This is a genomic window from Dietzia sp. E1, from assembly GCF_014145015.1.
In the GTDB taxonomy this organism is placed as follows: Bacteria; Actinomycetota; Actinomycetes; order Mycobacteriales; family Mycobacteriaceae; genus Dietzia; species Dietzia cinnamea_A.
Genome location: NZ_JAALDU010000128.1, coordinates 1 through 12,291 on the forward strand (window position 1 = coordinate 1; position 12,291 = coordinate 12,291).

Annotated in this window: 11 protein-coding genes; 7 read left to right on the top strand and 4 right to left on the bottom strand. The window is 63.9% G+C overall.

Translation table 11 applies throughout. The features are described 5' to 3' along the window. Window positions 1-160: 160 nt before the first annotated feature. Together eno and G6030_RS05395 are read right to left on the bottom strand one after the other, a co-directional pair. On the bottom strand, window positions 161-1,438 hold the full coding sequence (gene eno, locus G6030_RS05390) for a phosphopyruvate hydratase (protein ID WP_182642444.1): 1,278 nt from the start codon (window positions 1,436-1,438) through the stop codon (window positions 161-163). 186 nt (window positions 1,439-1,624) lie between these two features. Further along, the gene (locus G6030_RS05395; RefSeq protein WP_182642445.1) at window positions 1,625-2,086 is read right to left on the bottom strand and encodes an OsmC family protein; all 462 of its coding nucleotides are present in this window, start codon (window positions 2,084-2,086) and stop codon (window positions 1,625-1,627) included. A gap of 314 nt (window positions 2,087-2,400) precedes the next feature. Here G6030_RS05395 and G6030_RS05400 point away from each other — a divergent pair, with 314 nt between their 5' ends. The 5 genes from G6030_RS05400 (at window position 2,401) to G6030_RS05420 (ending at window position 9,653) form a co-directional block, all read left to right on the top strand. Beyond that, on the top strand, window positions 2,401-4,044 hold the full coding sequence (locus G6030_RS05400) for a DEAD/DEAH box helicase family protein (RefSeq protein WP_182642446.1): 1,644 nt from the start codon (window positions 2,401-2,403) through the stop codon (window positions 4,042-4,044). Window positions 4,045-4,082: 38 nt separating this feature from the next. Next, a complete protein-coding gene (locus tag G6030_RS05405) occupies window positions 4,083-5,591 on the top strand; it encodes a site-specific integrase (protein WP_154828146.1) in 1,509 nt (502 codons plus the stop codon). Between the two features lie 107 nt (window positions 5,592-5,698). After that, window positions 5,699-7,336, top strand: coding sequence for a hypothetical protein (locus tag G6030_RS05410; RefSeq protein ID WP_182642447.1), 1,638 nt, complete (start codon window positions 5,699-5,701; stop codon window positions 7,334-7,336). Then, window positions 7,333-9,297: a hypothetical protein gene (locus tag G6030_RS05415; protein ID WP_132064157.1), complete on the top strand. Its 1,965-nt coding sequence runs from the start codon at window positions 7,333-7,335 to the stop codon at window positions 9,295-9,297. The genes G6030_RS05410 and G6030_RS05415 overlap by 4 nt, the downstream gene beginning before the upstream one ends. Continuing rightward, entirely contained in the window at window positions 9,294-9,653 is a 360-nt protein-coding gene (locus tag G6030_RS05420; protein WP_132064158.1) for a hypothetical protein, read from the top strand. The genes G6030_RS05415 and G6030_RS05420 overlap by 4 nt, the downstream gene beginning before the upstream one ends. Before the next feature lie 242 nt (window positions 9,654-9,895). On the opposite strand, the gene G6030_RS05425 is transcribed toward G6030_RS05420, so the two are convergent. Next, window positions 9,896-10,186 (bottom strand): helix-turn-helix transcriptional regulator, encoded by a 291-nt coding sequence (locus G6030_RS05425; RefSeq protein WP_081470468.1) that lies wholly within the window; start codon window positions 10,184-10,186, stop codon window positions 9,896-9,898. 1,096 nt (window positions 10,187-11,282) lie between these two features. Between G6030_RS05425 and G6030_RS05430 the strand changes: the two genes are divergently transcribed. Together G6030_RS05430 and G6030_RS05435 are read left to right on the top strand one after the other, a co-directional pair. Then, on the top strand, window positions 11,283-11,618 hold the full coding sequence (locus G6030_RS05430) for an Lsr2 family protein (protein ID WP_182642448.1): 336 nt from the start codon (window positions 11,283-11,285) through the stop codon (window positions 11,616-11,618). Between the two features lie 250 nt (window positions 11,619-11,868). Continuing rightward, window positions 11,869-12,135, top strand: a complete 267-nt coding sequence (locus tag G6030_RS05435; protein ID WP_067715495.1) for a hypothetical protein — start codon at window positions 11,869-11,871, stop codon at window positions 12,133-12,135. Window positions 12,136-12,177: 42 nt separating this feature from the next. Here G6030_RS05435 and G6030_RS16845 read toward each other — a convergent pair. Next, window positions 12,178-12,291 (bottom strand): ATP-binding protein (locus G6030_RS16845; RefSeq protein WP_347238589.1); only part of this gene is annotated, 114 nt, incomplete at its 5' end.

The window sequence follows — 12,291 nt, forward strand, 5'->3', positions numbered from 1 at the left end:
GGTACCGCGGCCGCCGGTGGTCCCACGGCCCGCCCCGGTCGCCCGGCGTCGGATGGCACCCGACGCCTCACCGGGCCGCCGGGACAACGCACGGTCGCGTGCGTCGCCCCGACGGTCCGAGGGGCGCGGTGGGCGGGCCATGAGCCCTCCTCTCGACTACTCAGGCCTTGAAGCGCGGGAAGGCGCCGGCGCCGGCGTACCGGGCGGCGTCGCCCAGCATCTCCTCGATGCGCAGCAGCTGGTTGTACTTGGCCACGCGCTCCGAGCGGGCCGGGGCGCCGGTCTTGATCTGGCCGCAGTTGCAGGCCACGGCGAGGTCGGCGATGGTCGTGTCCTCGGTCTCGCCCGAGCGGTGCGACATCATCGAGGCGTAGCGGTTGCGGTGGGCCAGGTCCACGGCGTCCAGGGTCTCGGTGAGGGTGCCGATCTGGTTGACCTTGACCAGCAGGGCGTTGGCCAGTCCCTTCTCGATGCCGTCGGCCAGGCGCTGCGGGTTGGTGACGAAGAGATCGTCGCCCACCAGCTGGACCTTGTCGCCGATCATGTCGGTGAGGGTCTTCCAGCCGTCCCAGTCGTCCTCGTCGAGCGGGTCCTCGATAGAGACGAGCGCGTACTTGTTGACCAACTCGGCGTAGACGTCGGCCATCTCCGCGGCGGAGAGCTGCTTGCCCTCGAAGTGGTACTTGCCGTCCTTGAAGAACTCGGTCGCCGCCACGTCCAGGGCCAGGGCAACGTCGGTGCCCAGCTCGTAGCCGGCCTTGCCGATGGCCTCGACGATCAGGTCCAGCGCGGCGGTCGTGGACTCGACGGAGGGGGCGAACCCGCCCTCGTCGCCCAGGCCGGTGGACAGGCCACGGTCCTTGATGACGGTCTTGAGGTGGTGGTAGACCTCGGTGCCCATGCGGAGGGCCTCGCGGAAGGTCGGGGCGCCGATGGGGGCGATCATGAACTCCTGGACGTCGACGCCCGAGTCGGCGTGGGCGCCACCGTTGAGGATGTTCATCATGGGCACGGGCAGGACGTGCGCGTTGGAGCCGCCGATAAAGCGGTAGAGCTCGAGGTTGGCGGACTCGGCGGCGGCGCGGGCCACGGCCAGCGAGACGCCCAGGACGGCGTTGGCGCCGACGGTCGACTTGTTGGGGGTGCCGTCGGCGTCGAGCAGGGCCTCGTCCACGAGGCGCTGGTCCTCGGCCGGGATGCCGATCACGGCGGGGGCCAGCACGTCGAGGACGGCCTCGACGGCCTTGGTGACGCCCTTGCCCAGGTAGCGCTCGTCGGAGTCACGCAGCTCGACGGCCTCGTGGGCGCCGGTCGACGCGCCGGAGGGCACGGCGGCGCGGCCGAACGAGCCGTCGTCCAGAAGCACCTCCACCTCGACGGTGGGGTTGCCTCGCGAATCGAGGATCTCCCGGGCTCCGACCTGCTCGATAAGCGCCATCTGTGCTCCTTGGGGGAAGTTCGTGGGTTCGTGTGCGTGGCCGGCGCCGCATGGGCGGGCGCAGTCCGCGGCCCATTGTTCCACGGACTGCGCCGGCTATCGCCGAGGCTGTGCGGGGTTACCCCGATCCGCCCCGGTGAGCGCCCCGGCGGGCATTGCGGGAGGGAGCCGGGAGGGCTCCTCCACTCACGCGAGGGGCAGGTTGGTCCACTCGGTGGTCAGCTCCACACCCGAGCCACGGAAGAGGGTCGCGATGGGGCAACGCCGCTCCACCTCAGCTGCGAACTCGGCGAAGCGGGCCTCGTCCAGGTTCGTCTGCACCGAAACCGTCACGGTCACATCGCGGAAGTTAGAGACCCCCTCCGCGCCGTAGACCAGGACAGAGTTGTCGAGGTGCGCCTTCAGGTCCACGTCCCACTCGCCGAGGGAGATGCTCTTATCGCCGGCTGCCACGATCTGCCCGGTGACCTGAGTGCACGACGCCAGCGCCGCCAGGGCGTAGTCCAGCGGACTCGGCGCGGTGTCCTTACCACCGAACGCCGAATGCCCCTCAGCGCTGATCGAGTGCTCGCCGCCGACGATCTGGGTGGTGTGGAGAACCCCCGTTCCCGCGCCGTCGAGTCCGAATTCGAGAACGGTTCCGCTCATGGAGAGAACACCTTCCTTACGTGTCTGAACTGTCGTCTAAATACTGCCGAAACTCGCACCTCAGACAGATAAATCGCAACCCCATGGGGGTAGTCGCTGACTCGCTGCCATCACCCCGCTCGCCGGATGGTTCCCCGTTGAGCCGCCATCGCCGGCGAACGAACTCCGCAACGCGGCCCGGCGCCTGAGTGCCGGCGGCCACCCGGTGAGTCCGACCCAGTCCCTACAGTGAGGCCGACCAACGTCCGGACCGCCCAGGAGAACGCTGTGACCCGACCCGCCCTCGTCCCCTCCCCCGAACGGCCAGGAAACTGATGGCGACCCGGTCCCCACGCAAGACCTCCACCAGGCGCAAGACGAGATCCACGAGGGCGGCGTCGGCGAAAAGCGCGAGCTCCACGCGGGCGACGTCGGCCAAGAAGTCCAGCGCGGCGCCGGCGGTGCCGTCGATCCCGGCCGGCCAGCGGGTGTGGCTGCTGGAGCTCCCGTGGGGAGGGCTGGGCGGCGGAATGCCGCCGCGGGTCACCTACTTCAAGTCGCTCACCGCGCACGCGTACGTCGGCACCGCCCTACCGAGCGCCCTGGAGCCCTACGCCAGTAAGCCGTACTCCTACCTGCGGTGGCGGGAGGACGAGCTCAACGGCAGTACGGGCCCGGGTGCCACCGCCGCGCCGATGACGCTGCGCCCAGAGCAACGCGCAGATGTGGACGCGATCGCCACAGCCGCCGAGCGCGGGTTCCGACAGGTTCATCTGGCGAACGATGTGGGCACCGGCAAGACCCTGGTGGCGGTGGCCGCGGCGAAGGCCATCGCGACAATGCGCGGCGCCCGCACGATCCTCGTGACGGTGGACCGGCCGGCGCGCATCACCATCCCGTCATGGCGTCGCACCACCGCCGCGCTGAACAGCACCGACGGGGGCGACGACGGGCTGCGCTGGATCATCATGTCCTCCGACAGCCTGGGCAAGCTCATGGCCCGGAACGGGCGGCCTCGACTCAAGGTCGACGTGGCGGTGATCGACGAGGCCCACCAGTTCCGCCACGACAGCAAGCGCACCAGCTACATGCGGCGACTGACTCGCATGGACGGACCGCACGAGAAGTCCCCGTTCGTGCTGACCATCACCGCCACCCCGGGGCATCACCCAGGCGAATGGGGCTACATGTCGTCGCTGTACGCCCAGGTACACGGCGATCCGCCGACCCAGTGGGCGGATTTCGGTCGAGCGATGGCCGACCGGGGCGTGCCCCTGGAACCCTCCTACGGGAAGTGGACGTGGAGCGCGGAGGCCAAGGAGTCGCTGCAGACGCAGCAGGCCGCCATCAGGGACGTGCGCGACATCCTGCTGCGGCACGATCCGCCGCTGATGCTCACCCGGTCCGCGCCGTGGGGACCGCCACCCTTCGACGTGGACCTGGTGGAGCTGACCGCGGACCAGTGGCGGGCCTACGAACTGGAATGGGGCGATTTTCAGCGCGAGATGCAGCTGGCCCGGACGGGCAACAACGTCGCCCGCGGACTGGCCGCCCTGGTGCGGCTGCGGCAAAAAGCGTCCATGATCCGAGTCGAGCACACGGTGGCCGCGGCCAAGGCGGAACTCGCACGCGGATTCCAGGTGCTCATCGCCACCGAGATGGTGTCCACCGCCGCGCACCCCGTGGCCGAGATGCTCGAAGCGGACGGGATCCCGGTGGCGCGGATCTACGGCTCCAATCCGGAGGCCGAGGCCGAGCGGATGCGCTTCCAGCGCGGCGAGGCGCCGGTGGTGGTGTTCAACACCCCCACCGCGATCAACCTGCAGGCGGGCGAGCAGTTCGCCGACGGGTCGTTCGCGACCGCCACCCCGCGCAGAGGCTTCTTCCACCAGGCCCGCTACTCGGGGCTCCTGGCCGAGCAGACGATGGGCCGCGCCCACCGGAACCACCAGGTCTGTTCCTGGTCGCTCCTTATATAGTAACCGGCGACTGTTGGGTGCGCTCTACGCTGGCTGACATGACCGTCTCGCAACCCATGAACCTCGCGCAGGTGAAGACCGTTCGTCTGAGCGTGCTGTCGGACATGGTTGACCGGCCTGCGTGGCTGGAATCCACAATGAGCCAGGCGGCTGGGATTCTTCGCCGGAAGGCTCCCCTCTATATTCCGGTGACTGCCAACGGGAATATTCATCCTGCGGTTGCCGAGTGGGCGCGGAGGTATCACTCCGTCAATACAGCTTCCGCTTATGCGTCAGATGTGGCGCTCTTTTTCAGATGGCTTGGTCCGGGGAATGACTGGCTTGCGGTGCGCCGCGCTGAGATTAACGATTTCATGGACCGGCGTCGCTTTGGTGCCTCGGGCGATGATGATCTGCGAGATATTCCGGCGGAGCCGGTATCTGCATCAACGCTAGCTCGCAACCTGGTCGCCATTCGCTCGCTTTACGACGTGGCTGTGGGTCTGGGAATTATCTCCGGCAATCCAGTGCCGTCGGGACGGATCAATGCCACCAAAGGACAGTTGTCAGCGGACGTCAACTGGCTGACCCGCCGGGCGTACGACCGCTGGCGGTCCGAGGGCCTGCTGGGGATTGGATCAGCTCGCGGCGAATCGTTGATGATGCGTGAGAGGAACACCGCGTACGCGGACTTGCTTTACCACACTGGCCTGCGACGAACTGAAGGTGCTGGGCTGCTGACGTTTGAGATTCCCAGCGCTGATTTCAGCACGCGACTGGTCTCTGGGCGGGTGCCAGCTTCGCTGTCGAAAGGGAGCCCGTCGCGGGGCCGGATGATGTACTTGGACCGCGCGACGCACCAGTCGATCACGTCATATGTCACCGGGGCGCGTGAGGTCGAGGTGGCGTTCGGCCTTCGGTCTGGCATCTACGAGCAGGACGCGGACCCGCTGATCCTGAAAGAGATTTCCCGCCGCGGAGGGATTCCGACCAAGGTCCTGGTGAGCCGACCCGCAAGGGCTGGTGAAGAGCGTTGGTGGCGGCTGGACGACCTCACGCTCGCCCAGCGCACACGCATGTACGCACTGGATGAGGAGGGGCGTCGGCGTCCTCTCATGGTGTGGCTCGGGACGGGCGGGAAGCCTGTCGGCGTCTCCAACTGGAACACCGTCTTCAAGTCTGCTTCCGCCCGAACGGCGGGTTCTCGCGGCGCGTGGGGGGCCGGTCTCGCGGTCCTCGATGACACAACGATTCGGGTTCATCCACATATGCTTCGCCACTCGTTCGCGCTGTATGTGTTTGCGCTCGCCGCACACATGGAAATGTGCCAGCGTGGTGCACTAACGCCCGGCGCGTTCGACTCGATGGTGCGCAGCCAAAACATCTGGCTGCGAGTCCAGACACTGCTGGGGCACCGGAGTGTCGAGACCACTCGGAATTACTATTTGGCACCCGTTCTGGCCCTGGAGTGGGAGTGGTTCATGCGGGCCGCTGAGGGTGCTCCGCTGTCCCTCGACCACACGCTCTCGCAGGTCGCTGCCCTAGACGACCGGGTGGCAGACGCATGAGATGCGAAGCAGTCAATGACGGCCTCCGGGTGACCCCGTCACGCGGACGGCCCTACGAGCTCGATTTCACATCTGTTGACGTCGGACCAAACCTGCGAAAAGCACTCATGGAACGATTCATCGACATGGCTGGGCCTTCGGGGTCATGGGGCACGAAAGCGACGACGGGTAGAGCTCTGACGGCAGTCCGGGCGTTCTTCTCCGACCTCGGCGTCGTCAATGCCAGTGACCTGACTGGGGTGATGTACCGCGAACGGTTGATGTTGTGGACCAATTACACTCGCTACAGACGGCACCGCATTCTTCGAGTCATCCTGCCCACACTTCCCGGCATCAGCGCGGAGTGCGCACACGTCATTGAATCGACGACTGCGCCGCGACCGGAACCGCAGGCCTCTGACGACGCGTTGACCGATGAGGAAATCGAGTTGCTACGACTCACCTGTGTCAACAACGTGCGTGATGCCCTCACCCGTGTGAAGCATGGCTGGGACGTCGTCGACGCCTATCAGCGTGGCGAGTATGACGACCGCCATCCCGACTACGAGTACGCCCAGTTCCTCGACGAGGTGGCCCGCACCGGCGATGTAGCAGACCGCAGCCCCGGGAGCCCGAGTAAGCGGCGCGTGCCACCGAGCGTGTACCGCAGGCTTTACCCGAACTCGAGAACCAATAACCGAACGCTCTTTCCGCTGTGGGAGAACCTCTACCCGACTCCCGCCGAAGTCGCTGCCGCGCTCCTCGCATTGATCATCACCTGCGGCTGGAACCTCGGCACCGCCCTCACTCTCGGCGTGAGCGACGTCAACCGAGTGGACGCCCGTGACGGCAGTGAACCGCTCCATCTTCGCGTCAGGCTCACCAAACCGCGACGGGGCGTCGTCAGCGAGTGGACTGAGACCTACACCGACAACGGCCCTCGATCCAAAGCCCGCCTGATTCAGATGATTCTCGAACTCACCGACGGGGCGCGGCGCACGCTACAAGAGGTGGGCTACCCCACTGACGCGGTGCTCGTGTCCCTCTCGGGCCAAGTAAATGCGATCGGTAGGAACGCGCGACCAGTCCCGCTCACCGTGCTGGTAGACGCGAATACCCACACGATAGCGAGATACCTCAGGGCCTGGCGCGGTGAACACCCCGAACTGGACTTTGCAACTCCTATCAGGTTGCGATCCTACTTCGCCACACAAGTTCATCCGCAAGGTCATAGCCTCAACACCAACATCGACTACAACCTCAACGATCCGACGGTGAAGAAGGCCGTGCAGCCAGTCATCGCCACTGTTCTTCAAGACCATTTCCACGCCGTGCAGGCGCGAGTCGTGAACGGTGCGGCGACGGTCGACGACCTCCCTACGGATTTCCGCGGCGTGCTTGAGGACGTGAACTCAGGTGCGCGCGACACAGTGGCCTCGGCCTGCGTTGACCACGAGCATGCTCCCGACTCTCATGAGCCGTGCCGCGCGTCCTTCCTGACTTGTTTCGCGTGTACGAACGCGGTGGTCCTTAAGCGACACCTCCCTCGAGTCGTCGCCCTCCACGACCACCTGGAGGGATTGCGCGCTGTCACGCCAGCACACCTCTGGGACTCGCGATTCGCGGCTCATCATGCCCGCATCGCCTCGCTGCTAGTCCCCAATCGGCACTTCTCGAACAGCGACCTCCTCGCTGCCCGCGCTGATGTCACCGATACTGACCGGGACCAGGTCAATCGACTGATGAATAGGACTTGGGACACATGACCAACCCCGCCGTCAACACTGCTGCGACTCGGACGGTCGGGCTCACGCCGGTCGTCCCGCTGCTGACCAGTCCACTCTTCGCCAACCGTCACCACCGGACTCCCGAAGCAGCACCGGAGCCAGTCTTCGGCGACGACGTGTGGCCGCTCCACTACCTCTCGCTCTCCGAGAACCAGATCACATTGAACATCAACTTCGCTGCCATTCGGCCCCGTCATCGCGAAGCGGCGAAGGTTTACCTCTACAACGTCCTCAATACGGAAACTCAGCGTCGAACCACGTCTATGAAGTCTCGGTTCCCATCCGCCGGGACCGCCCTCCATATGTTCCACGCCATGAAGTTGTTGCTGGACTGGATCGACGCACACGGACTCAGTAGCATCGCAGACCTCACCACCGACGACTGGACCCAGTACGGCGAGCACGTGGGTGCACGCGAGGATTGCGCCTATTCATACAAGGTTGCGCAACTAGTCCACCTAGGGCGACTGTGGGCCCACAATGTCGACCTGCCCTCGCCTTACGCGTTCACCGCACCCTCATGGTTCTCGGCGAAATATAGCCGGTGGCTCGGTCCTGCCCCAGTCGAGTACGAGAACAAAACCGAACCGTTCCACCCTGAGGCGATCAGTGCGCTCATCGTTGCCGCCCACACCGTCATCAGCGGCTATCTCGACGGCACACTCACCGTCGGGCGTCGCGGCATTAAGAAGACCGCTGAAACATGGTTCACGGCGCAAGGGATCACGCTCCCACCGGGCCGTCTCTCCGCCGAGAACGCCCGACAATGGAAGGACGCCACCAACTGGCTCCAGTCCTACGACGCAGGCAGCGTGCGGTCGGCAGCGTTCGTGCTCATCTCCTACTTCACCGGCATGCGCCCCCAAGAGGTCCTGCACCTTCAACGCGGCTGCCTCCGCTACAACCCAGTCACCAGCAATGCCAGCGCCGCAGCTGAGTACACAATCGTCGGCCGCGAGTTCAAGGGCCTCCGCGACGAGTACGGTGATCAACTCAGTCAAGGTGCTCAACGCGACCAGCCGTGGGTGACCATCGAGCCCGCCGCCCGCGCGATTGAGGCGCTCGAACAGCTCGCGAGACCAGACACCCCATATTTGTTCGCCTGGAACCGCCGCCCACGAGAAGGCCAACAGCGGCAAGGCGAAGTAGCCACCACGTCCTCCATAGGTATTAGTCTCGGCAGCTTCATCACGCTCTGGAACGCCCACGCTACCCAGAACGGAGACCCGGTCGTTCCAATCTCCGGGCCGACCAGCATCCTCTCCGAGAACCAATCCGGTGACGCCGCTCGCCTGCTTATCGGAACCACCCGCTTCCGACGCACGCTCGCCTACCACATCGCCAACCAGCCCGGCGGTGAGATTGCGCTCGGCATCCAGTACGGGCACGTCAAAAGCGTCGTCTCCCTCGGCTACGCGGGGCGCGAGGAGTCCGGCTTCCCCGATGTAGTGGAGTTAGACGCCCTCCTCGGCTCCTGGGACGACCTCACGCTACTCGCCGAAGAACTCGAAGGCGGATCTGCCATTAGCGGCCCGGCCGCGAATCGCGTCCGTGATGGCGTCACCGCCTTTGCTGCCGAGTTCGCCGGCGAGGTCAAAACCGAAGCAGCACTCGAGCGTTTCAAACGATCCGGACTCACTCTCATTCACGACAACGGGCACGCCCACAACGTCTGCTCGTACGTTGCCGCCACCGCCCTCTGCCACCCCACCCGAACTACCAACCGCGACTCGGGGACACCAGACCTCACCAACTGCCAACGCGGCTGCCCCAACATCGCCCTGCTCGACCGCCACTTCCAAGAGAAGACGCGGCAACGCGACCAACTACTCGCTGAAATCGACTACTTACCCGCCCCGCTGGCAGCGCGCAACCAGCAAATCGCGGACGAACTTACCAAGGAAATCACCCGACACGAACAAGGAGAGAACAATTCATGACCCGACGCGGTGATGATGCAGAAGAACGCGACAAACTCATTGCCGCGCTCATTCGGACCCTGAAAGGTGAATCCGAAAGTAGTTCGGGACGGCTATCAGTCAAAGCGATAGCCCAGGAAGCTGGTCTCGCACGAACGGCGCTTACCCACAAACACCTCGACCTAAAAGAACTCATCGAAATTTATCAATCTGCAAATAGAGACCGAACCCGAAATGACAATACGGAAAAGGTGGAGTCTCTCACGGCCGAAGTTCAAGAACTCAAAGCCCTCAACGAGGTGCTGGCCGCGCAAGTGACGCTCGCGGCCCTCACCTACCGTCCCTCGCCAAGTCTCACATCGGTGCCGCCACCCTGAGCACCACGCAGGCTGGTCAACCAATTATTTACCAGCGCGTGTCGAACAATCAGCCCAAGGATTTCGCCCTGCAACCTGCCGGAGGCCGCGACGGAGTGAACAGCCTAGCCGTCAGTGGTACTGACTGTTCTAGCTGAAAGTTGTTGGTGGGTGCAGACCACGATCGTCAATCTCTACGGCCATGCCAAATCTCGCCACTGGGTCGGCCTATCAAACGAGTCGCGGCTGGCCCATTAGTATTCTCAGCCGAGTTCTGGGTCGGCGCTTATGAGCTTCTGCGCTTCAAGCACGATTTCTTCTGGCGTTGAATTTATCGCACGGGCTAGAGGCCATAGACGATCCAGCGGGGTTCCGCCGACTCCCTTTTCAATCCGTCGAAGCTCTCTCTCGCTCATGTTCGCCTGTTCGGCAACTTCGACCTGAGAGAGCGCGGCCGCCTTCCGCAACCGGGCTACGACCGTTCCGATGGCTCGGCGCACGACTTCCCTCTCCCGCAGCTCCATGGGCGAAAACTTGTGATCCGAGATAGGCACAGGCCCATTATCGCCGTCGATCGACCGTGTCGAGCGACCGGCACGACCCTTTCTGGCACCCGAGGGCCCCTCAGCGATACCATAGGACACTAGTGTCCGGTTTCGCTACGATCGTCTCGAGGTCCTTGGTGCACTCGCCACTCCCGCTACCCGCGCTCCGGCCGCCGAAGCGGCGCCCGGTCCACCAGATGTTGAGCTTGATCGAGGCGCACTCGAAGGGCGAGCAATGGACAGTTCAATTCCGTAGCCCGATATTTGGTGTTTACAGTGTGTTCGGCCCAATTCACCGCTCTGCCGTGACAAATGAGCTGAGAGTGGGACTGGCTTTTATCACGACCGGGGGGCAAGTCCCCTAATAGCCGCGTGCTAAATATCTGGGCTGAACGGGCGGACTTAATTGATGTTGCGAGCACAAACTGCTCGCCGGCCACCGTCAGACATGGGGCAGTGGTCCGCGCTGAGGTCTCATCATTCGGAGATCGCCTCACCTTGGTGGGACATGCAGTCGCACAACGGCGCACCGAACTGATCGGAGTCGGCCACCACACGATACGAACGCCGTCTGGTGCGGCGCCGAACCTCATCTCAGTGTCTGAGGTTGCAATCCCCTCTAAACGACCTCCACCCCTGCCGTATGCGTGGTCGGATCTCGACTACGATGCCTCGCGTCAATAACGTGCTGGCTATGTACGCGACACTGCACCGAGCCCGGCAGGAATCATGACCCAGCGACAAACACACGCCGGAACCCCGCTTGTCGAAATAACTCTACCGGGACGAGGGCCACTTGCTGCCGCTGCGGCATTGGGAAGAGATGCTGGGAATTATAACCGGCATGTGGTGAGCTTCCGGTTGCCGGCACGCTCTAAGTGGTCTGATGACAACGCTGCTGCCGACCGTCCGCAAAAAACCGTTCAGCAGCACTAAGCCGACCGAGGACGTGCGGAACAACCCCAGATATCGCCAAGCTGTGAGATAGCCCACTGGCCATACTGGGGAAGCTGTTTTTATTGCCACTCCTAGCTTGCTGAAAAATTGACCAAGATCGTCAAGTGTGGATACTTAGTCCCGCACCTTGACAATCTTTGGGAGAACAATGGCAGTCGTATATTCCGCAGTCTTCATCGACGACTTCGACGGTAAGGAACTAGACCGAGACGAGGCCGTGTCGATTAAGTTCAGCTACCGCGGCAAGGACTACAGCATCGATCTGAGCGCCGAAAACGCCGCTCTGTTCGATGATGCGATCGAACCGTTCCGGTCAGCGGCGACCAGAGTGAAGGGCGACAAGAAGAAGCAGATCGCCCGCACCTCGGGCGGGCGCACCGACACCAAAGCGATCCGCGAGTGGGCGAACGCCAATGGGCACACGGTCTCTGACCGTGGACGTATCCCCGCCGACATCGTCGAGGCGTACGACGCCGCTCACTGAACTAGCCGAAGAAAAAGGAAGGGCCCTGCCTCAAGTCGAGGCAGGACCCTTTGTTTCCACTCGCAGGCTCCAGTCCAGCTCGTCCCAGCCACAGAATCGCGCTGACACATTGACGAGGTCGAGCCAGCGGGCGCCCTCTCCGACTGGCGGCGGGACGACACCGGTAACCAGACGTTATGTAAAGTAGTACTTGTCGAGAGCGTCCACTACTACTTGACGACATACTCAGCGCAGGCGAATACTCGGGACTATGGAGACCTCTCGCCTGGTCGAGCTCATTGATGCTCACAAGCACACCTACGGCGTCAGTGAGGCCGAGCTGGCCCGCCGAATCGGGATCACCCGCCAGAATCTGTACTTGTGGCGCACCCGCGGTCTGCGCGGTCTGCCGGCCCGAGCGACTCTCGATGGCATGGCTACCGAACTGCATCTTCCGTATGTCCGGGTTCTCGAGGCGGCCTTGCGCGATGTCGGCTACCTCGACGCCACCGACGGATTCTCAGGCGTACTGGCATGACCGCCCCTGACCCCCTCGGCCCGGCGGCCACCTGAGTCGTCTTTAGTCCGGCTTTGGAATTTCGACAGTAAAGCTCGCACCTTGGCCGGGCCCGTCGCTGTGCGCTCGAATGTGCCCTCCGTGGGCTTCGACGAGTGCGCGAGTGATGGTCAGGCC